Annotated in this window: 21 protein-coding genes; 1 reads left to right on the top strand and 20 read right to left on the bottom strand. The window is 50.8% G+C overall.

Features of this window, described 5'->3' with window-relative positions; all coding sequences use genetic code 11:
• Positions 1-9: 9 nt before the first annotated feature.
• The 20 genes from IPQ00_02075 to IPQ00_01980 all read right to left on the bottom strand — a co-directional run bounded on the left by IPQ00_02075 (position 10) and on the right by IPQ00_01980 (position 22691).
• A complete protein-coding gene (locus tag IPQ00_02075; GenBank protein ID MBL0239352.1) occupies positions 10-1266 on the bottom strand; it encodes a glycosyltransferase family 4 protein in 1257 nt (418 codons plus the stop codon).
• Entirely contained in the window at positions 1267-2445 is a 1179-nt protein-coding gene (locus IPQ00_02070; GenBank protein MBL0239351.1) for a glycosyltransferase, read from the bottom strand.
• Positions 2446-2472: 27 nt separating this feature from the next.
• A complete protein-coding gene (wecB, locus tag IPQ00_02065; protein ID MBL0239350.1) occupies positions 2473-3570 on the bottom strand; it encodes a UDP-N-acetylglucosamine 2-epimerase (non-hydrolyzing) in 1098 nt (365 codons plus the stop codon).
• A 21-nt stretch (positions 3571-3591) separates the two neighbouring features.
• On the bottom strand, positions 3592-4641 hold the full coding sequence (locus IPQ00_02060; GenBank protein MBL0239349.1) for a polysaccharide biosynthesis protein: 1050 nt from the start codon (positions 4639-4641) through the stop codon (positions 3592-3594).
• On the bottom strand, positions 4641-5516 hold the full coding sequence (locus IPQ00_02055) for an SDR family oxidoreductase (GenBank protein ID MBL0239348.1): 876 nt from the start codon (positions 5514-5516) through the stop codon (positions 4641-4643). The genes IPQ00_02060 and IPQ00_02055 overlap by 1 nt, the downstream gene beginning before the upstream one ends.
• 114 nt (positions 5517-5630) lie before the next feature.
• Complete coding sequence (locus tag IPQ00_02050) at positions 5631-6623, bottom strand: glycosyltransferase family 4 protein (GenBank protein MBL0239347.1); 993 nt, start codon at positions 6621-6623, stop codon at positions 5631-5633.
• A gap of 24 nt (positions 6624-6647) precedes the next feature.
• Positions 6648-7580, bottom strand: a complete 933-nt coding sequence (rfaE1, locus tag IPQ00_02045) for a D-glycero-beta-D-manno-heptose-7-phosphate kinase (GenBank protein MBL0239346.1) — start codon at positions 7578-7580, stop codon at positions 6648-6650.
• 26 nt (positions 7581-7606) lie between these two features.
• A complete protein-coding gene (locus IPQ00_02040; protein MBL0239345.1) occupies positions 7607-8635 on the bottom strand; it encodes an SIS domain-containing protein in 1029 nt (342 codons plus the stop codon).
• A 12-nt stretch (positions 8636-8647) separates the two neighbouring features.
• Positions 8648-9409 carry a class I SAM-dependent methyltransferase gene (locus IPQ00_02035; protein ID MBL0239344.1) on the bottom strand — a complete coding sequence of 254 codons (762 nt, stop codon included), beginning with the start codon at positions 9407-9409 and terminating at the stop codon, positions 8648-8650.
• Positions 9409-10938, bottom strand: coding sequence for a hypothetical protein (locus IPQ00_02030; protein ID MBL0239343.1), 1530 nt, complete (start codon positions 10936-10938; stop codon positions 9409-9411). The genes IPQ00_02035 and IPQ00_02030 overlap by 1 nt, the downstream gene beginning before the upstream one ends.
• Positions 10938-11651 (bottom strand): methyltransferase domain-containing protein, encoded by a 714-nt coding sequence (locus IPQ00_02025; protein MBL0239342.1) that lies wholly within the window; start codon positions 11649-11651, stop codon positions 10938-10940. The genes IPQ00_02030 and IPQ00_02025 overlap by 1 nt, the downstream gene beginning before the upstream one ends.
• Before the next feature lie 6 nt (positions 11652-11657).
• On the bottom strand, positions 11658-12329 hold the full coding sequence (locus IPQ00_02020) for a methyltransferase domain-containing protein (GenBank protein MBL0239341.1): 672 nt from the start codon (positions 12327-12329) through the stop codon (positions 11658-11660).
• 16 nt (positions 12330-12345) lie between these two features.
• The gene (locus IPQ00_02015; protein ID MBL0239340.1) at positions 12346-13854 is read right to left on the bottom strand and encodes a polysaccharide biosynthesis protein; all 1509 of its coding nucleotides are present in this window, start codon (positions 13852-13854) and stop codon (positions 12346-12348) included.
• The gene (locus tag IPQ00_02010) at positions 13851-15071 is read right to left on the bottom strand and encodes a glycosyltransferase family 4 protein (protein ID MBL0239339.1); all 1221 of its coding nucleotides are present in this window, start codon (positions 15069-15071) and stop codon (positions 13851-13853) included. Before IPQ00_02010 ends, IPQ00_02015 begins: the two co-directional genes overlap by 4 nt.
• Positions 15064-15990 (bottom strand): glycosyltransferase family 2 protein, encoded by a 927-nt coding sequence (locus IPQ00_02005; protein ID MBL0239338.1) that lies wholly within the window; start codon positions 15988-15990, stop codon positions 15064-15066. The genes IPQ00_02010 and IPQ00_02005 overlap by 8 nt, the downstream gene beginning before the upstream one ends.
• A gap of 7 nt (positions 15991-15997) precedes the next feature.
• A complete protein-coding gene (gene gmd, locus IPQ00_02000) occupies positions 15998-17101 on the bottom strand; it encodes a GDP-mannose 4,6-dehydratase (GenBank protein ID MBL0239337.1) in 1104 nt (367 codons plus the stop codon).
• Between the two features lie 24 nt (positions 17102-17125).
• A complete protein-coding gene (locus tag IPQ00_01995; GenBank protein ID MBL0239336.1) occupies positions 17126-18082 on the bottom strand; it encodes a GDP-L-fucose synthase in 957 nt (318 codons plus the stop codon).
• A 115-nt stretch (positions 18083-18197) separates the two neighbouring features.
• Complete coding sequence (locus tag IPQ00_01990) at positions 18198-19205, bottom strand: NAD-dependent epimerase/dehydratase family protein (protein MBL0239335.1); 1008 nt, start codon at positions 19203-19205, stop codon at positions 18198-18200.
• Positions 19206-19231: 26 nt separating this feature from the next.
• On the bottom strand, positions 19232-21709 hold the full coding sequence (locus tag IPQ00_01985) for a polysaccharide biosynthesis tyrosine autokinase (protein ID MBL0239334.1): 2478 nt from the start codon (positions 21707-21709) through the stop codon (positions 19232-19234).
• Between the two features lie 7 nt (positions 21710-21716).
• A complete protein-coding gene (locus IPQ00_01980) occupies positions 21717-22691 on the bottom strand; it encodes a polysaccharide biosynthesis/export family protein (GenBank protein MBL0239333.1) in 975 nt (324 codons plus the stop codon).
• 193 nt (positions 22692-22884) lie between these two features.
• On the opposite strand from IPQ00_01980, the gene mutS reads away from it, so the two are divergent.
• A complete protein-coding gene (mutS, locus tag IPQ00_01975; GenBank protein MBL0239332.1) occupies positions 22885-25542 on the top strand; it encodes a DNA mismatch repair protein MutS in 2658 nt (885 codons plus the stop codon).
• Positions 25543-25547 lie beyond the last annotated feature (5 nt).

Below are 25547 nucleotides of genomic sequence, written 5' to 3'. Positions count from 1 at the left end.
TTTGTGATCCTACATTCCAAGCTCGCGACGATACATCTTGATCGCCGCATCAAGCGAATATTTATTTAATGCAGATGTCCGGGCACGCTCGCCGAAGGACGGCAATTTCGCCCGAGACTCGTATATCTCAACTATTGTCGAAGTGAGTTCATCGACATTTCCCGGCCTTACGTGCCAACCCGCCCGATCCTCATCTATCACCATTGCGAGTTCGCTGTCAGGATCGGTCAGAGCGAGCATTGGTTTACCGGCCGCAAGGATATTGTACGTCCTGCTCGGCATCGATACTCCAAGCATTTTATCAACCAGCGATACGAGTGCGACGTCACACGCATTGAGGAATACGACCTGTTCGGACCTCGGTTTTGGACTGATAACATCCACATTTGCCAACCCGTGCTCCTCGACAGCCGACCTGATCCAGCTTTCTTTAACGCCCGTACCTAAAAACACAAAATGAATTTCCGGCCTGTCCTTCAGCCGGCGGGCACTTTCGATGATTGACTCGACATCGTTCGGGTGTCCCATATTGCCGGCATAGAGGAATACGAATTTATCCTCAATTCCTAGCTCCTTGAGCAATTGGTTCGATCCGCGTGGTTCCGGATGCACGGCCTCGAGTTCGGCCCAATTCGGAATTACCGCAACCGGAATATCTAAGCCTTCGGATTTCCGCTCAAGCAATTTCTCCATATCGCGGCCAACAGCGATCAGCTTACGAGCGTGTTTGTAGAGCCAGCGATTGCTGAAGTTCAGTATCGTCGCAAATGCGGAATCTTCACGCATTTTGCCGACCGCAAACAAGATCTCGGGATAGTTGTCGTGAATTACGAGTGTGTACGTCGCCCCTTTTATAAGTGCGGCGAGGGCAACTACGAACGGCAGCGACGGCGGGGTCGTAACGACCAGGACTTGATCTCGGGACTTGAACCTGATCATTCCCTTTAAAAACGTAGACAGGCTGAGCGTCATCATATTGATCAATCGAAACAATATAATGTTTTTGTTGAGCGTAGTTCCCGCCGCTCTAAAGACCTCAACGTCTCGGCGAAATTCGTGTTTCGGGGCTTTGGTTCCGCGGGACGAGTAATTCGGCTGCCCACATAGAGCCTTAACCGTAAAGGTATCCGTCAGTCCTTCGGCGATTCGGGTCATATAGTAGCCGGTCGAGGTTTCTTCCGGATAGTACAATTCACTTACGACCCATAGCGTCGGGCGAACGGCCACGCTCTCGGACTTAGTTGAAATGTCGGATTGACCATTCATCTAGGTAACTGAATTTGTATGGATCGCCGAATCGAGCACTTTCGCCGTCGCATTCTCATACTCGCTATTTGCCAACCAATTGACAGCGAATGACCTCGCCCGATTTGAAGTCTGGCTAAACTCGGATTGATTCATATCTAAACACTCATTTATAGTATCGAGCCATCGATCCTCTTCGGCGAGGCTGATGACCCATCCGGCTTTTTCGTCCGCTACGGCTCCCCAAACCGTTTGGTCACTGATCAAGATCGGTGTCCCGGCGGCAAGGCTCTCAATAAAGACGTATCCAAAATTCTCATTAAGGGTCGGCAGCACAAAAAAGTGACTCTCGACCAGTTTCCGGAGTCCTGTTGCATAATCTATCCCGCCAACGACATTCACGGTCACGTTCGATGGCAGCATCTTGATCAACCTTTTGCACTCTCTCCAATATGTTTTGTCCTCGATCGGGCCCACAATGTCCAAGACGATTTCGCCCACCTTTACCTGACCGAACACTCGCAAAATATATGCAAGGTTTTTTTTCGGGACGATCCGGGAAAGAAATATGAAATGTGCCGCACCGTGCCGTTTCGAAGGCTTTTGGGCAACGTCAAACTCGGGCAAGATCGTTAAAGGGGTCAGGTCCGGAGCGAGCATCGGACTAAGGTGCGATCCAAATACTCGCTTGATCTCATTTGCCTCAAGCTCGGTCGTAGCCTTCCACATTACGTTCTGATAAAGCCCTTTGGACTTTGCATAGGTAAGGTAGAGTTTCTTCTTTAGGCTCTTGCTTTGCAAAGCACCTTCAGATAGTTCGCCACACGGAGCAAGTATGACGGCGACGTCCGGAGTCAGATGCTTTTGGCGTGCGATCAGAAATTTCACGACCGGAGTGCTGAAAACAGAATTCAGATAAACTACATCCGGACGAATATCGTTGGCCAGTGCCGCACACTTTGCAGATGTCAGGTCGCTGCTCGCAGCATAATAGACCTTTGCATTGCCGAGATCATTCCATTCGCCGGTATTAACGCTCGTGTACGGCGTCGTGTCGCCGGGGCTGTCGTAGTTACGCGTGACAATATGAAACTCATAACGGTCGCAAAATCTATCGACCAGATTTGCGACCGTCCACATACCGCCGCCGGCGTTGAGGCTCGGACGATAGTAATCGCAAAAGACCAGTATCTTCTTCATTAGCTGGGGGGAACGTATTTTGTCGATCTATCGATGTCGCCGGAGACTCGAATATCCGAGCATTATCTTGCTTACCACTTGAGACACGTTTTCAGCCAAATACTCGCGCGGTGCGGTCCACGACGCCGGTTGCGACATCGCCAATTCGACCGCCCGGACGATAGTGTCCGGATCTGCGCCACTAAGAATATTGCTACCGCACTCGATCGTTTCGGGCCGCTCGGTCACGTCACGGAGTGTGACATTTGGAATGCCGAATATCGCACATTCTTCCTGCACTGTGCCGCTATCGGTCATTACGGCCAAAGAGTTCTTTTCCAACTTCACAAAGTCGAAAAATCCGAATGCATCAAGCAGTCTGACCTTACTGGAACCCGGAGCAATGCCGAACTGGTTGATCTTTTCCGCCGTTCGCGGATGCACGCTGATCAATATCTCTTTTCCAAATTTTTCACTGATGGCAGTAAACGCCTTAAATATTCCAACCAATCGCTCGTGAATATCTACATTCTCCGCTCGGTGGAGCGTCACCAAAAAGTAGTCGAACGGCCTTACATTCAAGGTCTTGAGGATCTCACTCTCCTCGATCTGCGGCGAGAAAAAGTCTAAAACTTCCTTTATTGGATTCCCGGTGACAAATATCCTGTCGCGCTCAATGCCTTCGCGAACGAGATTTTCTTTGCTACGTTCAGTGTACGGTAGCAATACCGCACTCGAATGGTCGATTATCCGGCGATTGACCTCTTCGGGAACACGATCGTCGTAGCAGCGATTCCCTGCTTCCATATGAAAAACAGGAATTTGACGACGCGCTGCAGTGATCGCTGACAGAGCGCTGTTCGTATCGCCCAGTATCAGGATGCGATCCGGAGCGTGCCGCTCAATAGCCTCGTCACACTTTGACACGATCTGCCCGATCTGTTCGGCAAACGACGCCGACCTGATACCGAGATGTTCGTCCGGAGTGCGGACGCCGAGGTCACGAATAAATATATCGCTGAGTGATTCGTGGTAGTTCTGCCCGGTATGCACGGTGACGTGGTCACAATGTTGGTCTAGCACCTTCATCACCAGACTGAGCCTGATGATCTCCGGACGGGTGCCGAAAATGGTCATTACCTTCATAAACTTTTTTTGCGCGGGTTGCTATTTGTCGCCGTTGATAAATCTGTCGATCTCGGTACTGGCTCCGCCGAGCAGCATCTTTAGATCGTCTACCGATATCGTGTCGTCTTTCGATGAATATTCGCTGGTTAACGCCGGCGTAAGGTTATGATCATTTCGGATCTCGGGCAGAACCGGCAGGATCACATAGTAACCATTTTCGTCGATGGTTCGGAAGCACTCTTCTTCAGAGACCATTATCTCGTGTATCTTTTCGCCGGGCCTGATGCCGGTAAATTTGATCGGCACATTTTTGTCGCCCATCAAGGCTTTGGCAACATCGGTGATCAGTGCCGCCGGAACCTTTGGGACAAAAGTGGCACCACGCCTCTGACTTCGTATGGCTTCGAAAACGGTGTCTACCGCGCGATCGAGACTGAGCAGGAATCTTGTCATTTCCGGTAAAGTGACAGTAACGGTCTGTCCCTTTTCGATCTGTTCGACGAAAAGCGGGATGATAGACCCGCGCGAAGCGATGACGTTCCCGTATCTGACGCAACTGATCGAAACCTTGGAGTCACGATTGGCCTCGAGCAGGACGCGTTCCTGCAAGGCTTTGGTCATACCCATCACGTTGATCGGTTTGCACGCCTTATCGGTTGAAATACCGATGATCTTGGTCGTCGGTAAGTCATTTTCACGAATTGCGCGGACAATGTTGCCGGCTCCGCCGATATTCGTCAGAACGGCTTCGTAAGGGAAATATTCACACGACGGCACTTGTTTTAATGCCGCTGCGTGAAAAACGACGTCTGATTCACGCATTGCCGCCAGCAAGGCCGAATAATCGCGAACATCACCGATCCGAAATTTTAAGAGGTCCTGAGAGTTTTGGTAGATGATGTCATCTGTAGCGGCGTTTTGATCCAAGAAATCGAGCCGCATATAATGCTGCTTGGCTTCGTCTCGCGAAAAGACCGTGATCGAGGCGGGCTTTCCCATTTCGCCGGACAAGATGCGCTTTACCAGCGTTTGGCCGAGCGAACCGGTTCCGCCGGTGACAAGAATTCGTTTTCCTTCAAGTTCGTTCATTATTTCCAATTGTCGTATGGCGTTGTGTCCGATGCCATTTTCCAGATCATCTCACTCCACGGTTGAGGCCGAAACCCCGTAAGTTGATTAAATCGCGTAGCGTCGAGGCTACGGTCGATCTTCAATTCGCCGTCCGGGATCACCTCAATACCAGCGTTATACTGTTTATTTATAAGGCTAACCAGATCAAACTTATTGATCGGTTCAGACGCAACATTATATATACCGGTCAAATTCGTCTGGTTTACGATCAAATTTGCAATTATATCGGCAAAGATGATCGTTGGAAAGCCGCTATATATTGCATTTGTGAAACCCTTGATCTGCTTTCCCCGGTTCGATAGAATCCATTCGACCAGACTATGTTGTGTCCCAAGCTCACGACCAATTATCGATGTGCGGATCGTCAGGCAGTTTTCGAGGTTGACCTCGCCAAGCGACTTGCTTTTGCCGTATAGATCAGTTGCATTTGAAACGTCGCCGTCAGTATATCCGCCTTTTGCGCCATCGAATACACAGTCGGTGCTAACGGTAATCAATCTAAAGCCATATTTGCCGGTGAGTGTGGCGACGCGATGCGGAAATATCGCGTTGGTCATCAAGGTCTTGACGACGTCATTGGATGTCGGGAGCTGCTTGATCACACCGACGGCGTTGATAACAACATTTGGATGTACCCGACTGATCGCATTTTCGACCGATTCGGCGTTTTCGACGTCAACGCTTTCAACTATCCTTTCTTTGTCGAAAATGTTGTATCGCTCAACTGATGAGTAATCGCCGCGGATCGTCCCCCAGGTATCAAATTTCGGCGAAAGCTGTTGGATCAACTTGTGGCCAAGCATTCCGCCGGCCCCAAAAATAAGAATTCTCATAAAGCTCCCGTATTCCCAATAATGCAACTAAGTCCTGTTTCATCAGAACAATAGTGCCACGTAATTAATGTATCCTATTAAGAGATGTTACCTGAAAGGCGGGCTAACATCGAGTTAGTTGCGTACTCGGCGGTAATATTCGGCAAACTGTCCTGAAATCGTCTCGGCATCAAATCTATTCACGTTTGCAGTCCCCTTTATTACAAGCGACGATCGCAATCCAGCATTTTCGATCAGCGTGATGATTCCATCTCGAATACTGTCGCTATCAGTCGGATCGACGAGTAATGCACCGTCACCCGCGACCTCTTTCATAGGGCTCAAATTGCTGGTTATCACGGGCGTTCCCATTCGTTGAGCCTCGATGATAGGAAGGCCAAAGCCCTCGTAGGTCGAACAAAAGACAAGCATATCCGCCTTTTGATATTCCTCTACCATCTGGTTGTCGTCCAGTCCGGACAAATTTTCATAGTCAACGCCGTGATTATTAAGACACTCGATCTGGTGATCGGTCATCGGCCCGATCACACGCAACTTGCAGGTGACACCCGCGAGTGATTCCGCGAGCCGCGGAATATTCTTGTTGTCCATCGTTCCGATCTGTAAAATGGTCGGACACTCAGCGTTGAATTCCATTTTCGGCCGCGGCTTAAGATGCTCGCCTAATGGGTTTTCAATTACAGTGATCTTTCGTGGATCGACTGCCGTTTGCCGAACGATCTCGTCTTTCGTAAATTGTGAGATCACCGTGACATATCTGAGTCTCTTCAATGGCCAATCAAGTAGCAATTTCTTCAGAACAAATCGCCTGATTCCGCTCCGAGTATACAGAAATGCGACATCGTGGATCGTCAAAACGGTGCATGCAGGCGGTAGCAGCATAGTGATGTAGTGTATGTGTCCGGTGATGTGAAATATGTCCGCCGCTTTCGGTCTGAATAGAAGTAGATTCTTGATCATACTCAGCAGATCATTTGAGAACGATACCTGCTGAAACTCCGTTTCAAACTCCTCGCTATCGAGTCCGCGTGCTATCTGTCGAAAAACATTTTCGAGGCTCACGAAATGGGATCGCTTTCGTTCGACAAACAAGATTCGGGTCATCATATTCGGAGCTTACCCTGCCTAAACTCAATTGACGAGCAAATTATAAGCGGCGAGTACCTCATTGCTTGAAACGATGGCGGTTCCGACCTGTCCGACTGCAATACCGGCAGCGATATTCGCCAATTGCGCCGAATCGGCCAACGAATTTCCGGCTGCAGCTGCTACAGCGAGAGTTGCGATGACGGTATCGCCGGCACCCGTGACGTCAAATACCTTTCTGGCACGCGCGTTGAGATGGGTGCTTGGACCGTTTGACTCAAAAAGTGTCATTCCATTTGCCCCTTCGGTGATCAGCGAAGCTTCAAGTTCCAGCTCTTTGATCAAACGGCGACCGGCGTGGGCGACAAGTTCGGGGTCGTCGAAGCTGAGGCCGCAGGCGTCTGCCGCTTCGTGATGGTTTGGCGTGACCATCGTCGCTCCGCGGTATTTCGAATAATCCTTACCTTTCGGATCGATAAAGACCAATTTCCCTTTTAGACGTGCGGACGCGATCAAGCCGTTGAGAACGTTATCTGTAAGCAAGCCCTTGGCATAGTCCGAAACTACGAGTACATCTACTGCGTCGATAAGTCCCAGTATCTGTTCGAGAACGGCCGCTTCCTCGCCGCCGGAGATCGGAGCCGAATCTTCGTGATCAAGCCGCGTTACCTGTTGACTGTGAGCGATTATTCTAGTTTTAACGGTGGTCGGACGTGATTCGAGTGCTATCGCCCGCAGTTCAACATTTGGAATCTCGGCAAGGACGTTTCGCAACAAATTGCCTTCAGTGTCCGATCCGGTAACACCGATCAACACGGCCCTACTGCCCAATCCAGCGATATTTGCGGCAACGTTGGCGGCGCCACCCGCGGCGGCGCTCGTCCTCTGTAGTTTGACGATCGGCACCGGAGCCTCCGGCGAGATACGTTCGACCGAACCCCACCAATAGCGATCCAGCATCAGATCACCGACGACCATTATTTTTACGTCTTTCAGATCCAGAATTATTCTCCCGTCGACTCACGTTCGGCATAGGCACGGTCTACGGCCTCACACCAGATATGGCTAATTGTTATATGTGCTTCCTGTATTCGCGCCGTTCGAGTGGATGGGACCAGCACACACGCGTCCGAGAGCCCTGCGAGCTTTTTCCCGTTCTTTCCGGTCAGACCGATCACCGTACAGCCGCGACCGCGGGCGGCAAGCACGGCGGCGATAACATTTGGCGAATTTCCACTGGTCGTGATCGCGATCAGACAATCACCTTCGACAGCGAGGGCTTCAACTTGCCTTGAGAATACGCTTTCAAATCCGTAATCGTTTGAGATCGCTGTCAAGGCCGAAGTATCGGTCGTAAGTGCGATCGACGGCAGTGCGATTCGCTCCGTCTCATATCTCCCGACAAACTCGGCGGCAATGTGCTGGGCATCGGCGGCGCTTCCGCCGTTTCCGCAAACCAAAACCTTTTTCCCGGCGGCGAATGTCTGGAAAAGCAGTTCCGCACATTCACGAATGACAGCGGTTTGGGAGCGTAGAATGTCTTCGAACAACTCCAAATGTTCTTGCAGCGAACGGCCAATATTGTCGATCGGATCGACTATATCAGCCTCCGGTCGTTCAAGCCGAATTGATTCAACTATCGAGCTTGACGAATATCCGCCGGCCAACGGGAGAGAATGAACTTCCCCGCCATTGGCGTTAACAATATCTGCCCCAATGATCTCATCCGGAGCCCAATCACCGCCTTTTACCAGCACATCCGGCATTATACGCTTTACGATCTCCGCCGGTGTCGATTCGTCAAACACGACTACCTCATCGACTGAATCGAGCCCGAGCAACACCGCCCGGCGTGATTCCTGATCCATAAATGGCCGGCCATCACCCTTTATCCTTCGAACTGAAGCATCGCTGTTTATTCCGACGATCAACTTATCACCAAGCTCTCGGGCTCGGCGCAAAAGGTCAACGTGGCCCGGGTGAATGATGTCGAAGCATCCATTGGTAAAGACAACTTTTGGCATATTCTGCATCAGAGTGAGTTCCTAATACAATTCGGACTTTTCTTTCTTAAAAATGAGTACTACTCCATCGACTCCGTGTTTGCTAAAACGGACTTGCACCTTGTGACAATCATTTTGCTGTAGGATCAGTAACAGGCGGTTTAGATCGTAAAGGTACATTGGAATAAGCGGTTCCTTACGCTTTCCGAGCAATAAATTGCGAAATCTGTAAACAAGAGGCAGATCACGATATGCCCAAAACCGCAGTTTCTGGATCGGTGTCGAGACCGTGTTGGCATATTCGACGTGGAGTACGCCGATCCCGCCCTCATCAAGCATTTCAACTATTCGGGTGAATATTCGCTCACCCTTTTTCGGTTCGATATGTTGGAAAACTACAAATGAATGGACGAGATCGAATTTGCCCGGAACGTTCGAGAGTTCGTCGTCGCCCTTTATGAATGTCGTGTTTTCAATATTGAATTCAGCAGCGTTCTTGCGCGCAAGTTCCAACATCCCGGTCGAAATGTCGACGCCTACGACCGCCCCACTTCGCTTGGCGATCGGTAACGTGATCCGGGCAACGCCACATCCAAAATCGAGAGCACGATCAGGCTTGAATCCACGTTCGAAATTGTCCTCGATCTCGTTCCAGATACGGTCAATGTAATCTTCGCCGCTTTTGAAGAATACGTTGCGGGCAACGTCGTCCAGTTTGTCCGACCGCATTTCAGCGATGGTATTAACCCCAAAATAAGGGTCATTCTCGCCAAAATATTCCCAAACACTTTCGTTATCGTCCATTATGCCCTACTCTTCCTGATCTGTTTCGCGATCAAATTTACCAAAAACAAACTCACCGCAAGTATAAACACCGTTCGAACGATCGACGGAAAGATCGTGGCGTAGAATGCCTCATAGGATACAAGTGTCAAAAGCGGAAAATATGCGACTTTCTTCCATAATGCCGGATGTGGCGTATCGATCAAGCCGGCGTGGATCACACGCAAATAGATCCCCAATAGAAGCATCCCCAAGGGCACACCGACTGGTCCAAAGTTTCTTACCAGATCACCGAACGGCGAGATAGCAAACGAGTTTTCACCGTAATTGAAATATAGATCACTATATGCCCGAGCGTCCGAGGTCGGCGGTTTATCGTTCCAGACAACTCTAGGGATAAATGAAGTCAGTGTGTCATTAATGATGTTATTTTCAAGGCCGTAGCTCTCTTCATATGGAGCAAGGCGTTCGTAGTTTGCAACGACCACTGCCAAAGAACTGAGGTTTTCAACACGATCGGCCAACGCCTGAGCACTGTTCCTGAGCAGGATCTCGGGGTCTTCGTTCGATAAATAATCGATAGTAGCTCCGATCTGACCTATATAATCGCCAGCGTCCATTCTCGACTCTGAGCCCTTGATGTTTCGAAATGATGTCCCGTAAGTTACACCGATCGCGACCGCAAATAGTAGAACGACACCAAGCACTGCCGTGTATTGCCATTTCAATTTGCGGCCGGAATATTGAAATGCCATCGCGATCGGAAAGATACTGATCAGCAGACTGCTCCGACTTCCGAGCAGTGCCATTCGGAGCGGGAGCATCAACAGCAACAACGCAAAAACGAGGTAGTAGATCCCCTTCTTTTCTTTAGTGCTGAAAACTGCCAGCCACAAAAGCATTGTGCCTTCGGAAAGCAGCGTCAACAGGAAGTAGAGCGAGGCATCAAATATTCCGACTTCGGTCAGTCGTTGGAATCCCATAATTCCCTGAACAAAGCCGACCAAGTTTACGCCGATCCCGGCAAAAAGAAGTATAATTCCCGGAACCCATACTTGATTTGCCTCCCAGTCCCAATTAGGTAACCGCGGTTCACATTTCTCAGCGATATAGCGTCCGATCGGTAGAGCAAAACCAACCGTCAATCCGATGAAGCCAACGCCGACGTAGACCAAACTGAGAGGAAGCTGGCTTTTCGGGTCATCGATGAAAGACATAAAGAACGGGTTGACCCAATCGAACGCAATAATAACTCCGCCCAGTACAAACGCCGGAAACACATATGACCACGCAGCAAAGATCAGTGGATGAAACGGATCGAACTTGCCCTTGTAGGTCAGCCACGCGGTTGGTGCCAGCACTGCGATGCCCGCGAATAAGATCCACGGGACCAAATAAAACCCTTTGATCGAATCACTGAGGCCGTTTTCATACCAGACAAATGTCACAAGCAGCAACAACGCCACGCCCCAGATCAATAAGATCGGGATCAGTTTGTTGCCTCGTCCTGAGGGTTGGAGCCCCAGATTGTCTATTCTTTGTGATGACATTATCTATCGTTCAATCGTGCGGCGATTATGCGTCCGGCGTCGCCTTTCGAACCTTTTACGAATCGTTCTAGCAACTTGGCAAACCTGACGGTCAGCTTGACCTTTAGGTTAGTACCGGCTGCAAATGCTTGTGGCGTAAATACCTCTTCGACGGTCTCAAACTTTGCCTCGCCCAATATCATATCAAGCTTCCACTTAAAGATCGGCGTAATATGAGCCGGGCGAACCGTTTCGTAAGCACCAAAGGCGTTCAATCGCCCGGTATATAAAAATATCAAACGCGAATGTACGGCTTCAACATTTGGCGTAGTGACAAACAGCATCCCGCCGGGCCGCAATAGTTTGGCACATTCGCGGACAAAGCTGAACGGATTTTCAAGGTGTTCGATGATCTCGATCGCGACAACGGCATCAAATCTGCCTTCGTTGCCTGCGAGGTTTGCCGCAAACTCGGTGTCGAGATCGATCACGCGATGCTCGATATCCGAAACCTTCCAATGGTCACTTGACGCGTCAACCGCGATGACATTTTGCCCGAGCTCGCGCAATTTGATCGAAAATGCGCCCTCACCTGCTGCCAGGTCCGCAACAAGTGAACCTGTTGGCAAATATCGTCCGACCATTTCGTAGACCGCCTCGTGCGTGCCGGGAGCCGCCATCGAAGCCGGTGAGGTCGAGCAATTAGTTTGGTCCTTAATTTCCTCCGGGGTCATAATCTATTAAGTCTGCTCGGTATTTCCGAGCCCGCAAACCGCTATGACACCGTCACTAAGTTGCGGCGAGATGCTGACACTGATGTCGTTGATCAGATTGTAATACCAAGGCTGAAATTTTCGATGATCGCTACCGATATCGTAAAAACAAAATTCTGAAACCTTGAGGCTAGCCCGTTCGATTAGCAGCGTCAACGTTTTATAAGAATAATATGCTACGTGGTCGGGGTGCACGGGTTCATTCAAACCTCCTTTGCCTCGTAGACCATAAATGGCGAACCGTAAAGCCGAATAAGCGTTGATCGTAGTGATCAACAGTTTAGTATCGGCATTCATAAACCGGCGGATCCCTTGCAGAAAGAGCCCCGGATTATTAAGATGCTCGACCATCTCACCGGCAACGATCACGTCAAAAGTTTTGTCGAGAGCAACGTCATTGAGGTTCTCAAGGTCCGCCCTAAACAGGTTTTCAGTTCCGGCCGCCCCTAACAGGTCCAGACCTTCCTGGTCGTAGTCAAAACCGTAAAGAGAGGTCGCGGTAGCCGCCAGATCATAGTGGAGCAGCATATTGTTGTCGATCGCGTCCTGAGTATACGGCCAATTGGTGCAGCCTAAATGCAACACATTTTTGCCGGCACACGCGTGCTTAATAAATTCGACTCGCTGAACCAGTTTCATCTCTTATCCGACTCGTCTACCGCCCGACCAAACGTTTAACTAGCAGTTTCTCATCCGCCGATATAAATTCCAAAAACCAAAGCACGATACAATACGCAATGCCGCCTGCCGCGACTGACAAGACCAATGCGGGCCATTTTTCCGGAAGAGCCGTGCTTATTCCGTATTCTATTGCCACGGCGACAATTGCGGCAAATCCCAAACTTCCGGTCAAACGAAGCCAAAACCTAGTTTGAATACGACCGAAAAACCACTTCTCAACATAAAAAACCGAGAGTGACACGACAACAAATCCGGTGAATCGTGCGACCGCAACACCAACTGCCCCGTATTCTCCGATGAAAACGATCATCAGAGTGACACCAATAGTCGTGCTGAGCGCGATCGAAAAAGCATTGAAGCGCGGGTGTCCGAGCCCCTCGGTCATCTGCCACGCTATCGACATTATAGAGATCAGGCCAAAACACGCCATTTGCGTGATCATGATTGTCGATGACCTTGCTGCGAACTCGGTACCCATCCATAGTTCGAGAAATACTCTGCTTTGCACGACCGCACTCGCAACGGCAAAGACCACGATAAAGCTGATGGCCTTAGTCGCCTTTAGGTAGAGTGCCAAAAGTTTGTCGTTTTCATCCTTTAGCTCGCTCGCGAGCGGAAATATCACCAGTACCAGGCTCGAAATAAAGGCCTGTAGCTGCATTGCGAGAGCCATCGGCACTACATAATGTGTTAATTCGTCGGCGCCAAGACGCTGCGTTATCCAACCTCGTTCGAATAAAAGTAGTACATTTGCAAATAATTGATAGACAATATTCCACGTGCTGTAGCCCAAAACCATTTTCAAGGTCGAACGCGAAAATCGAATGCTCAAGCCAAATTCGGGCAAGAGGCGTTTGGCCGCGACCGCGAGTACAAGGCAAAACAATGTCAAAGTACCTAGATTCCAATACAAAAGGGCCGTCAACCCAAAGCCGAAGTAAGCCAGCAACAAATTGCCGGCAATAAGCGAAAAGCTGCTCGCAGTGGTTACCTTGGAATAGACATCAAATCGCTGAACGCCTTGTATGACAGAGCCCAACACCTGATTGAGCATCGACATAAAGATGATCGCCGAAGCTATATAAAAAGCGTGGATCGTACGCTCTTGAGCTGCCTCTTCGATCCGAAATACCGAATGCACCAGCCAATTCGCGAGGCCGCAAATTACGGCTACCGCGAAAATCCCGAAAACGAAGTTTAAGAACAAACTCGCCGATATCACTTCGCGGATCTTTTCGCTTTCGCCAGAGACACGGTACTCCGCAATATATTTGGTTATCGGCCGCCCGAGGCTGAAAGTGAATGAGTAACCAATAAAACCAAGGACGAGGGCGTAAATGCCGTAATCATTGTTTCCAAGCGACTTAACTATTATCGGCGTCGCCGCGAAGCTCAGTCCAAGCGGCAATAGCCACGTCATCGAACCGTAGATCACGTTTCGCACAACACTGCCGACATTTTGGCGCTTGATTTCGCTGCTCATTTCCCTTTCAACGATGTTTCGTAGTTGTCGATGACCTTGCGGGCGACTGCACGCTCATCAAATTGTTCGAGGACGATGCGACGGCCGTTGTCCGCCAGCCGATCTGCTAGTTCGGGGTCATTCTTAAGCTTTAGTATCGCACCTGCCAGTGCTTCGCTGTCGCCCGCCTCGATCAGGATGCCGGTATCCATATCCTTTACCGCCTCAGGTATCGCGTAGACGCGGGTCGAGATACTCGGAATATTCAACGCCATTGCCTCTAACAACGCAATAGGCAGGCCCTCAACAAAGCTCGGCAGTGCAAAAACATCCGCAATACGGAAGAATCGCAAAACGTCTTCGCGCGCCGTACCGACACTCTCAGAAAGGATCACCCGAAAAGCCTCACCGAGACCAAAGTCGTTGATCCGTGCGGTTTCTGCTTGATCCGGGAGCTTTGGTGTCAACCAGACAAACGCGACATTCGGAGCCATTTCCACAACACGTTTGGCGGCCTCAAGAAATACCCAACGGCCCTTTCGATCAATAAACTGGCCGACGCAAAGCACGACAAATTTATCCGGGCGTATCCCGAAGCGTTCCCGCGTCTCACTCTTGTCGAATTCAGATCTCAGTGCTGCTTCGATCTCAGGCGGGTTGACCGCAGTATGGGCTACAACCATTTTTTCCCAGAAATCTTCCTCAACCCAGCCCTTCAACTTATCCTTTGTATCCTGATTTGACGCGACAATGTGGAATTTAGGCAGTCTGGAGACAAACTGGAGGCGCACGCGCCATAGCATTTCCCTCATTTTTGAAGACCGCGGCATAAAATTATGCATCGTCACAAAGACGTTTGCCCGCCTCAATGCAAGTGCGGTCAGCAGCATCCACGATTGCCAGGGAGCGGTTTCGATGTGGAGGATCGCACTTTTTAGATCAAATCTCATCAGATACTTGAAGCTAACCGCCTCGGCGTGGATGCGTCGCCATTGCCGGCGGATCTTGTCGCCGATCCCCGGAGCTTCGGCAACCTGTATTGCAATGTCTAAAAACGTGTATTTGATACCAAGATCATCGAGAAAAATGAGGATCGTCGGCATTGAGTTTCGAGGCAGGACGACGAGAATATCGTAATTCTTCTTCGCCTCCTTCATAATTGCGAGCAGGAATATCTGAGCTCCGCCCCATTCGACGTAGTTCCAGAGAAAGATCAACTGAGTTTTCGGTTTAGTCATCGAGAACTGCGGAGGCAAATGTCTCGGCGAGCGGCGGTTCTTGCTGAGTCAGAGCCCACGAGCCTTCCGCATTACGGCCGATAAATAGTCGTATGAAAAAGATCGGGAGGGCCATTAGCCCGTAAAGCGTATTGGGAGCTCCGGCCATTGTCATATTAAATCTACGCTTTAGGCTATATGGCCCCGTCGTTTTCAAAAATAGATGCGTCATCTTGGATCTAAGACTCAATCCGCGAAATCCGCTAACCTCATCGTTTGGTTTACAAAAGACCCTTGCGCGCGGTTCAATTATCAGTTTCCAGCCCCGTCGCTTCATCCTCGGAGTGTATTCCGCATCCCCATATTGAGGAAATCTCAAAGCGTTCATCAAACCTACTTCGCGAACTGCCTGAGCAGGGTACAAGACGCAGTTGCCGACAATGATCTCAACCTCCCAGGGTTTCTGCGGCACGGTCCAGACCGTTTGCCTGAACCAATGTCGATACCCACCCGACATCAGTTCCCAACGCGGCGAGACCTGAAAGATCTTGTGCGGTACATCCCACTCACACAGCAGAGAGCCTACCACGGACCGAGGATACCGCTCCGCACATTCCACCATTCGTCGAATGCAATTTCCGTCAAATACTTGATCATTGTTGATTGCGAGGATATAGTCCGGGTTATGCCGTAGGGCCGATTCAAGGCCAAGATTGGTGCCGCCGGTGTACCAAAGCGTTCCGTCGCCCCTAACGATCTCCACGTCCGGAAATGCCTCTTTAACGCGTTCTGCCGTAGCGTCGGTAGACCCATCGTCAACAATTATCATGTGAGCATCTATGCCCTCGAGATCACAATTGGCAATACTGCGGAGGCACCTCAGTGTGTCTTCGCAGCGATTGAATACGGGAGTGATGATCTCGACCCTGACATTACCCATTTTCGGCCTAAAAATGCGATCCCGGGCCGCGCATCTCAGCACAATCTGCGTCGACCATTATCTTAACCAGATGTTGAAAGTCCGTTTGCGGTATCCATCCGAATGCTTCACGGGCCTTTGAGGCATCACCGATCAAAAGGTCGACCTCGGTCGGGCGAAGATACGAATCGCTAAGACACACCAACACGTCATCTGTCTTGATCGTGATATTGTCCGAACCAAGTTGCTCACTTACTTTTGCCTTATCCACGTGACGCACAATACCCTTTTCATCAGCACCGGTTCCGCTCCATCCGATCTCGATACCGGCGCACGAAAATGCCATTTCGACAAATTCACGCACCGAATGAGTCTCACCGGTTGCTAGAACAAAATCATCGGGATCGTCTTGTTGCAGGATCTGCCACATTCCCTCGCAATATTCCGGAGCAAATCCCCAATCGCGTTTCGCTTCTAGATTTCCAAGTATGAGGCGATCGCTATTACCTGAGATAATACGTGAGATCTCACGCGTTATCTTTTTGGTAACAAAGGTGTTACCGCGACGTGGCGATTCGTGGTTAAAAAGAATTCCGTTGCTGGCAAAGATACCGTATGCCTCGCGATAATTGACGATCGTCCAGTACGCAAAGAGCTTTGCGACGCCATACGGTGACCGTGGATAAAATGGCGTTGTCTCCTTTTGCGGAACTTCCTGTACCTTTCCGAATAGTTCCGAAGTCGATGCTTGGTAGAATTTCACGCGGCGAAGACCGGTCTCCCGGATCGCGTCAAGAAATCTCAGCGTTCCAAGAGCATCGACCTGCGCGGTGTAGTCCGGCACGTCGAATGAAACCTTTACGTGACTCTGAGCCGCGAGATTATAGATCTCGTCGGGTTCGATCTTTTCAAGTAGCCGATTAAGGCTACTCGGATCGATCAGATCGCCATAATGCAAGAATAGCGTTTTGTCGAGGATCTCAGGATCCCGATACAGGTGGTCTATGCGTGCCGTGTTGAACGAACTGGATTTACGGATGATGCCGTGAACCTCATAGCCCTTCGCGAGCAGAATCTCGGTTAGATAGCTGCCGTCTTGGCCGGTTATTCCTGTAATTAGTGCTTTTTTCATCTGATCTAAGTATCGCGAATTTGATCATTTACAACAATTTTCGATAAACCAACGATATGTTCGCTCAAGCCCATCGCCGATGGTAGTAGTATGCTTCCATCCAAGCTTTTCGATCCGGTCGACACTCATCAGCTTACGCGGCGTGCCGTCCGGCTTTGATGTATCGAATTTGATAACTCCCTCAAATCCGACAACCGTGCGGATCCTTTCGGCGAGGTCACTGATCCGGAGGTCTTGGCCCGACCCAACATTTAAGTGCGAAATGCCTTTATCATAAAGGTCCACCGCGCCGACATTCTCCATCATAAACACGACCGCCTCAGCGAGGTCGTCGACGTACAAAAACTCGCGCATCGGCTCTCCGGTTCCCCATGCCGTCACATCGGCCGCACCGCTCATTTTTGCCTCGTGAAACTTACGTATCAATGCGGGAATGACGTGCGAGGTATTCAGATCGAAATTGTCCCGCTCGCCGTAAAGATTGGTAGGCATAGCGGAAATGAAATTACAGCCGTATTGCCGATAATAGCTCTCGCATAACTTGATTCCGGCTATCTTGGCGATCGCGTATGGCTCGTTTGTAAATTCGAGCGGGCCTGTCAGCAATGCTTCCTCAGTCATTGGCTGGTCGGCCATTTTCGGATAAATGCAAGAGCTGCCGAGAAAGATCAACTTTTCCGCCCCGTGTCTAAATGCGGCATTGATGATATTCGCCTCGATCATCAAGTTGTTGTAAATAAATTCGGCTCGAAAGGTGTTATTGGCGAGTATTCCCCCAACTTTTGCGGCTGCCAGTATTACGACCTGCGGTCGTTCACGGAAAAAATAGTCGTTTACTGCGGATTGCGCGATCAGGTCGAGTTCGGACGAATTTGTTTTTAGAACGTGGCCGTATCCCCGACGGTCGAGTTCACGACACACGGCACTACCGACCATTCCGGTCGAACCCGCGACAAATATCCTTTTATCCGAAAGGTTCATCTATATCAAAAGCCGGGCCAATGCGATACACTGCCCCGACGGTCATTAGTCACTCGCCAAATCAAAACCCTAGTAGCAGTTGAAAACTGTGGCTCGTCAGCTCGTAAATTTAAGCTTAATTGGCTGTTGACGAACCGAGTTGCCCTTTTTCAGTGAGGTCTGCCCTGACCTGATCCTCGATCCAACGGTATGTTATAGCCAGTCCGTCCTCGAGCGTTATCTGTGGTTCCCATTGAAGCACTTCACGCAGGGTCGTATTATCCGAATTTCGTCCGCGCACGCCTTGGGGACCGTCTATGTGCTTTTTGGTAATTTCGACACCTGCAATTGCCGAGACAATGTCCGCCAACTCATTGATCGACACCATTCGGTCCTGACCGAGATTTATCGGCTCAAAGTGATCCGAACGCATTAGACGATAGATTCCTTCGACACAATCTGCAATGTAGCAGAACGAGCGTGTTTGTTCGCCGTCGCCCCAGATCTCGACATTTGGGTCACCGAGCAGTTTTGCCCGTGCGATCTTACGGCACATTGCCGCCGGGACCTTTTCACGACCGCCGTCCCACGTGCCGTCTTCGCCAAAAATATTATGAAAACGCACGGTTCTGGTCTCGATACCGTAGTCATCACGATAGTGCATACACAAACGCTCGGAGATAAGCTTTTCCCAGCCGTACGCGTCTTGCGGATACGCAGGGTAAACATCTGTCTCTTTCAACGGCACGACGTTGGCATCTTCCTGCAAATGTTCCGGATAGACGCAAGCGGAACTGGTGTACAGGTATCGTGATGCACCATTTTCGCGCGCGGCTTCGAGCGTGTGGAGATTTATAAGCGAATTGTTGTAAAGGATCTGAGCGTGATGAGCGGAAATAAAGCCCATACCGCCCATATCCGCTGCGAGTGCATATACCTCGTCGATTCCCTCTGTGGCAGCAAGACAGTTTTCCCAACGCCGCAGATCGAGGTCAAGGAATTCGTCCGCGGCCGTCTCCGCAAACTCCGGACGCTTAATATCAACGCCGCGAACCCAGTAACCCTTTTCCTTAAGATATTTTACGAGGTGGCTGCCGATAAATCCGCCTGCACCCGTTACCAATACTCTCGTGATATTGCTCATTAGTGGTCTAACGCTTCAAAGTGCCCTTACGCGTCTTCGTCGTCAGTGCTTTCAGTATTCGAGCGATAATAGCTCTGCGAGTAATAATAATTGTCCTGCGAACGCAAATTAGCGTTGTTTAGAACTACGCCAAAAATCTTCGCTCCGATATCATTCAGCAACTGCCTCGATCTGCGGATAACCTGCCTGGAGCTCTTGCCGGCGTGTACGACGAGTATCACTCCATCGACCATCGACGCGATCAATACGCCGTCAGTAAACGACGCGATCGGCGGCGAATCGATAACAACGTGGGTAAATTCCTTAGACAGGAATTTCAACAGATTCGACATCTGGTCGGATCCGATCAACTCAGCCGGATTTGGCGGTATCGGGCCGGACGTCAGAAGATGCAGTTTGGTGTTCGGGTCTTGCTTAATGACCGCAAGCGTTTCAGCATCGCTCAATTCGCTCGAAAGCAAAGTACTAAGTCCTTCGCCGTTGCTGATATTAAAGACCGCGTGCAGTCTCGGGCGACGCATATCGGCGTCGATTATGAGCACTTTGCCGCCGGTCTGGGCAAGGCTGATCGCGGTGTTGGTCGCCGTTGTTGTCTTACCCTCAGACGGCAGACTCGATGTGATAAGCAGCGATTTTGGAGCGTGACCCGCCGTCGACAATAGGATCGACGTTCGCAATTGTCGATATGCCTCAGCCAAAGCTGAGCGCGAGTCGGCGTAGATCAAGAGCTCCGAATTGGCCCTCTCCTGTTCCGCTTCTTCGGATCCGACAAGTGCCAGACGCCGTTTTGTCGAAGGCTCGAATGTCGGGATCGCTGCCAGTGCCGGCAGTTGTAGGTAATTTTCGATCTCTTCGGTAGTCCGGATCGTGTCGTCCAGGTACTCCAGGAACAATGCCAACCCCATACCGAATAAAGTGGAAAGGAAAAGTGCAGCAGCAACCGTCGTCATTCGGCGTGGCGAAACAGCGATGTCCGGCGGAATGGCGATCTCGGTAACGCTGATATTATTGTCAGTTCCCTGCGCCGCGACGTCATTTCCGCTCATCTGCTTTCGCAGATTTTCCAGAAAACCCTTGTTGGTGTCGATGGTTTGCTGCAGGATCTTGAGGCTTACGGCACCTTGGTTTTGTCCCTGAGCTTCATTGTACTGACGGTTGAAGTCAATGCGGATCTTTTCCTCGCGGTCGCGTGCCCGCAAATATGTGGTTTTAAGATTCTCTAGGATCGTCTTCGTCGTTCGTTGTCTGAATGCGTCGAGATCGCCGCGAAATCGGCCGAGTAACTTGTCGATCGAGTCTTCGTAACTCCGGATCTGAACGTCGATCTCCTTGATCTCCGCCGCTCCCTCTTGATACTCCTGCAATCTCAACTCACGAGTCTGGCGGAGGTCCGCGATCTTCTTTTGAAGGTCCGACTGCTGAAGTCGAATTGTGTTTTCCTGCTCAGTGATAAACCGGGTCATTTCCTGCTCCGCCAAAGCCTTCACCCGTTCCGGGTTATTGCTGACAGTTACATAATTTGCCTCGGCATTTTTGCGTTCATTCTCTGCATCGAGCAGTTGTTTATTTAGTCCGGACAATCTATCGAGAACGAGTGTGGTTTCGCCATCAGTTTTCAAAATTCCCTCTTGCTGGGTCATTTGAACTAACTTTTCCTCATCCGATTTAATGTCCGATTGCAGGTTCGCGATCCGCTCCTGCAGAAAATCGTTGGTCTTTCGACTCGTGCCCGAACGCTTTTCCTGGTTCTGATTCGTAAATGTTTCGGCAATAGCATTTACTACAAATGCAGCGAGTTCAGGATTGGTACCACGAAACGATATCTCGATCAGTCGCGTGTCCTTAACGGTGGCACGGGCCTCACGAACCGGTTCTACACCGAGATTCTTTCGCACAAGTTCCACAAATGGCGTAAGCCGAACTGCTTCGGCGATCTCATCTGAGGTCGCCAGCGTCGAATTGGCGGATAATTCCGGTGTGCCGGTGTCCTTTTTCGTATCGTCACTCGCAAGTCCCACGGAACGCAGCAAGGACCTCCAGGGCGACACCGATCCATCATTCTTAGCCTGCTGAAACTCCTTATTAGCGTCTAGGTTGTGCTCCTTGATCACACGTCGGAGCAAGCCCTCGCTGCCTAACAACTGAAGCTGGGTGTTGAAATACGACGGGTCGCTCGCAGCCATCGGCCGGGCTCGGTCGGCTGTCACCAGATCAGGGTTGGTCTGTTCCATATCGACCTGCACGACCGCACGCGCCTGATAGATATTAGGCTTGCGGGCCATATAGATCGCCGTCAGCGTCGTGATCAGAACCGTAATGCCGATGATCAGCCACAATCGTTTTCTGATCGCCCGCCAATAGTCCATCAATTGGAAGCCTTCAGACCCGCCGCCGTCACGGTATGCCGGGTAACGACCGGCGGGCGCGATCGGGACCTCGAACGATCGTTCGAGGTCAGTGGTTTCGCCTGACGGTGACTTCATTATCCCGCGTGGTTCTTTCATATGATTTTTAGGGGATCGGAATTCCCCGTGAGAGGATCGTCGGGAGCCCGTTAGTAAATGTTGTTACGACTCCGTTCAAGATCGCTTTGGTGCTGTCCTTTGAAACAGCCACGATGTCGTTCGGTTCGAGGTAAGGGTCCGAGCCCCGTCCTTTGTCGATCTCGGAAAGATTGTATATTAGCTCTTTGCGCTCGATGCTGTCAGGGATCTGCCGCAGCACTCTAACAACGCTCTTGTCGGTCGCCGGTTTTAGTCCCTGTGAAGACGCGATCGCCTGCCTCAGGGTAATAGGTTCACGAAATTTGACCTCGCCGGGTTTGATCACATTGCCGTAAACATAGACCATATCCGCATCGAGCACCGATACGATATCTCCAGGCTGCATCCAGAGCATACGTTTGCCCTCTTGGATCTCACGCATCTTAAAACCGAGCACCGTAACGTCATCGCTTACGACAGAGTCGGGCATACGACAGTTGGATGTGCTGCCGGTGCGGGCGACCATTACGCGAGTGCCGGACTCTTTATTCGGGCCACCGGCCAGAGCGATCAACTCAAGTAAATGCACGCGCTTGCTGACAAAGTATTTGCCCGGCTTCTCGACCGCACCGATCACAGACATTGCCTGAGATTTCTGCTCGCGAACAATGACATTTACCTGCGGGTTCTTAAGGTATTTGACCTTATAAGCGTTTTCGATATCGCGTGCCAATTCACGCTCGGTCTTGCAGACCGCGACGATCGGCTCTTCTAATCGAAAGAGATAGATCATTCCGTTAGGATTGACCGTAGCTTCGATCCCGAGTTCCGGATGCCTGAAGACCTGAATATTCAAAACATCCTGATAACCGATGCGATAACGGTCGTCACGAGCGTCCGCTGAGACTGCCGCAACGGTCTGTGCCGACGGCGTTTGTGCGAACACGGCCGTCACGCCAGTTATGATCAATAGGATCGAAATGATCGATATTTTATGCAACATGATGTGTGCCTTCCAAAAAACTGCTGTAGAAAGGCTTTACAGGCTATAGCGGTGAACGATCCGCACAAGTACCTAATATTTTTGCGAATACTCCGCCATAATGCAAACGCAAATAATACCAAAAAATGAACTGTTTGGAAACAATCGTTTTGATTTCCGGGGTCTTTTCGATAAACTTTTACTCTTATTTACCATGGAAAATGTGACGCCGATGCTTCGGCAATATCTGGATATCAAGAAACTCTATCCGGGAACTATTTTGTTCTTTCGGCTCGGCGATTTCTACGAGATGTTCAACGAGGATGCGATACTTGCCTCCCGCGAACTCGAGATCACGCTGACTGCCCGTCACAAGGATTCCCCAAACCCTGTTCCGATGTGCGGTGTTCCGCATCACGCGGCATCAAACTACATTGCCCGACTTGTCCGCCGCGGCTACCGAGTGGCGATCTGCGACCAAACGGAAGAGGCCGGAAAAGGTGTAAAACTGGTCAAGCGTGAGGTCGTCCGCGTTATCACGCCGGGCACGGCGATCGATCCACAGCTTGTCGAATCAAAAGAGACCGTCTATCTTGCCTCAGTGTGCGGCAGCGGTGATTCGTTTGCAGCGGCCTTTTTAGAGCTTTCCGCCGGGCACTTTACCGTAACCCAGATCACCGCCCACGACAGTTGGCAAAAGGTCTGTGACGAGATCAATTCAATTTCACCGCGAGAGCTGATCTTTCCGGCGTCGCTCAGATCGAGCGTGACGGCGGCATTCGACGCAAATGCGGAGACCTCACTCTTTTCAGATGATCGAACACGACCGATCGGTGGTACGCAATTTACGCTGACGGCCGTCAACGATCTCGATTTTGACGCGGTCGAGTCCGAACGGCTTTTGAAAGAGCAATTCGGTGTCAAAGAGCTCACCGGGTATGGGCTTGCCGATCGAATTGAGGCGATAAGGGCGGCCGGTGCCTGTCTAAAATATGCACACGACACACAGCGGGCGACGGCCGGACACATCACTGAGATCAGTTATTTCGAGGCATCCGACTCGATGGTGCTTGACGCCGTTACCTTGCGAAATCTTGAGATCGTCGACACTCGTGGCGAAAAAGACAAACGCACGCTATTTGATGTGATCGACCAAAACATTACCGGAATGGGCTCGCGGCTCTTGCGTCAATGGCTTTTGCGGCCGTCCCTCAAGCGAAGTGAGATACAAACTCGTCTAGCCGCGGTGAGCGAACTGCGTGACCCGATCTTTCGGGACAAACTGCGCTTTTTGCTAAAGGATGTAAGCGACCTTGAGCGCCTGATCGGGCGACTTAATCTCGGCACCGCGTCACCGCGCGACCTGATCGCATTGAACCGCTCTATTACTCAAGCTCCGAGGATAAATGAGGTCTTGGGCGATGCCCGTTCATTGCTGTTGCAGGTTTTGGCGGAGAATATCTTCGAACTGCCGGAGGTCCGCCAACTGATCTCAACATCGATCAGCGACGAACCGCCGGTCAATCTAAATGACGGCGGTGTTATACGTTCCGGCTTTAACGCCGAACTTGATGATCTCCGGTCAGTGTCGACATCGGCCAAGCAGACTATCGCCGGCTTTGAAGAGCGGGAACGCGTCCGAAGCGGTATATCGACCCTTAAAGTGCGTTTTAACAATGTCTTTGGTTATTACATCGAGATATCCAAGGCTAATCTTGATCGCGTTCCCGACGATTATGAGCGACGCCAGACGCTGGCCAATGCCGAGCGTTATACGACGGAGCAACTAAAGGAATGGGAGCGAAAGGTGCTCGGTGCCGATGAGCGTATCATCAGGCTCGAGGCCGAGCTGTTTCAGGATGTTCGAACAAGAGTTTGTTCGGAAACACGCAAATTACAATCGACCGCCCGAGCCCTCGCGACGCTCGATGCTCTCGGTTCGCTGGCTGAGACGGCCGACCGACTAAATTATGTCGAACCCGTACTGCACGATGGCGATCACATCGAGATCAAGAACGGCCGTCATCCTGTTGTCGAGGCTTTTATCAAGGAGTCGTTCATCCCGAATGATGTGTTGATGAATAACTCGACCGATCGACTTTTGATCATAACCGGTGCCAATATGGGCGGCAAATCGACGATCCTGCGTCAGATCGCCCTCATTCAGATCCTTGCTCAGATCGGCTCGTTCGTTCCTGCGGCATCAGCAAAGCTGCCGATCATTGATCGGGTCTGGACGCGCGTCGGTGCCTCGGACGATCTCGCGTCGGGCCGTTCGACTTTTATGGTCGAGATGACCGAAACAGCAGCGATCCTCCATAACGCGACATCGCGGAGCCTGATCCTATTGGACGAGATCGGCCGCGGTACATCGACTTTCGACGGATTATCGATAGCGTGGGCGGTTGCCGAGTATCTGCACAACTCTCCTGAGCACTCCGCCAAAACCCTGTTCGCGACTCATTATCACGAACTAACGGAACTGGCAGAAAACCTGCCCGGAGCGAAAAATTATCAGATCACTGCCTCCGAAAAGGACGGCGAAGTCGTATTCTTTCACAAATTGCAGCCGGGTAAGGCTTCGAAATCGTATGGGATCGCCGTCGCACGACTTGCGGGCTTGCCGGGAACGGTCATCGAACGTGCAAAGGTCGTTTTGACGAAACTCGAGCAGTACGAACTCGCCGTATTTGCCGACGAAAGCAAAACCGGACTTGCGAAAGCCGCTGCCGGCCACGCCGTAGCTCAAGCTTCCCTGTTCGCCGTGTCCAATGAGAGTGCGATCGATGAATTGCGGTCCTTGGACGTCGATGGACTAGATCCCTTAGAGGCAAAATCAATTCTTGCGAAGGTGAAAGCCCGGATCATCTAAAACCA

Origin of the sequence: Chloracidobacterium sp., assembly GCA_016720705.1 — a bacterium.
In the GTDB taxonomy this organism is placed as follows: Bacteria; Acidobacteriota; Blastocatellia; order Pyrinomonadales; family Pyrinomonadaceae; genus OLB17.
The sequence above is the reverse complement of the archived record's forward strand: the minus strand, read 5'-3'. Positions and strand labels throughout refer to the sequence as shown.

Coding starts and splice junctions, on each gene's coding strand:
- IPQ00_01985 (MBL0239334.1), bottom strand. CDS start 21,709: ATGAAAGAACCACGCGGGATAATGAAGTCACCGTCAGGCGAAACCACT.
- IPQ00_02020 (MBL0239341.1), bottom strand. CDS start 12,329: ATGAAACTGGTTCAGCGAGTCGAATTTATTAAGCACGCGTGTGCCGGC.
- IPQ00_02030 (MBL0239343.1), bottom strand. CDS start 10,938: ATGTCATCACAAAGAATAGACAATCTGGGGCTCCAACCCTCAGGACGA.
- mutS (MBL0239332.1), top strand. CDS start 22,885: ATGGAAAATGTGACGCCGATGCTTCGGCAATATCTGGATATCAAGAAA.
- IPQ00_02025 (MBL0239342.1), bottom strand. CDS start 11,651: ATGACCCCGGAGGAAATTAAGGACCAAACTAATTGCTCGACCTCACCG.
- IPQ00_02060 (MBL0239349.1), bottom strand. CDS start 4,641: ATGAACGAACTTGAAGGAAAACGAATTCTTGTCACCGGCGGAACCGGT.
- gmd (MBL0239337.1), bottom strand. CDS start 17,101: ATGAAAAAAGCACTAATTACAGGAATAACCGGCCAAGACGGCAGCTAT.
- rfaE1 (MBL0239346.1), bottom strand. CDS start 7,580: ATGGTCGTCGGTGATCTGATGCTGGATCGCTATTGGTGGGGTTCGGTC.
- IPQ00_02010 (MBL0239339.1), bottom strand. CDS start 15,071: ATGACTAAACCGAAAACTCAGTTGATCTTTCTCTGGAACTACGTCGAA.
- IPQ00_02035 (MBL0239344.1), bottom strand. CDS start 9,409: ATGGACGATAACGAAAGTGTTTGGGAATATTTTGGCGAGAATGACCCT.
- IPQ00_01990 (MBL0239335.1), bottom strand. CDS start 19,205: ATGAGCAATATCACGAGAGTATTGGTAACGGGTGCAGGCGGATTTATC.
- IPQ00_02070 (MBL0239351.1), bottom strand. CDS start 2,445: ATGAAGAAGATACTGGTCTTTTGCGATTACTATCGTCCGAGCCTCAAC.
- IPQ00_02040 (MBL0239345.1), bottom strand. CDS start 8,635: ATGCAGAATATGCCAAAAGTTGTCTTTACCAATGGATGCTTCGACATC.
- IPQ00_01980 (MBL0239333.1), bottom strand. CDS start 22,691: ATGTTGCATAAAATATCGATCATTTCGATCCTATTGATCATAACTGGC.
- IPQ00_02005 (MBL0239338.1), bottom strand. CDS start 15,990: ATGGGTAATGTCAGGGTCGAGATCATCACTCCCGTATTCAATCGCTGC.
- IPQ00_01995 (MBL0239336.1), bottom strand. CDS start 18,082: ATGAACCTTTCGGATAAAAGGATATTTGTCGCGGGTTCGACCGGAATG.
- IPQ00_02015 (MBL0239340.1), bottom strand. CDS start 13,854: ATGAGCAGCGAAATCAAGCGCCAAAATGTCGGCAGTGTTGTGCGAAAC.
- IPQ00_02055 (MBL0239348.1), bottom strand. CDS start 5,516: ATGAGAATTCTTATTTTTGGGGCCGGCGGAATGCTTGGCCACAAGTTG.
- IPQ00_02050 (MBL0239347.1), bottom strand. CDS start 6,623: ATGATGACCCGAATCTTGTTTGTCGAACGAAAGCGATCCCATTTCGTG.
- IPQ00_02075 (MBL0239352.1), bottom strand. CDS start 1,266: ATGAATGGTCAATCCGACATTTCAACTAAGTCCGAGAGCGTGGCCGTT.
- wecB (MBL0239350.1), bottom strand. CDS start 3,570: ATGAAGGTAATGACCATTTTCGGCACCCGTCCGGAGATCATCAGGCTC.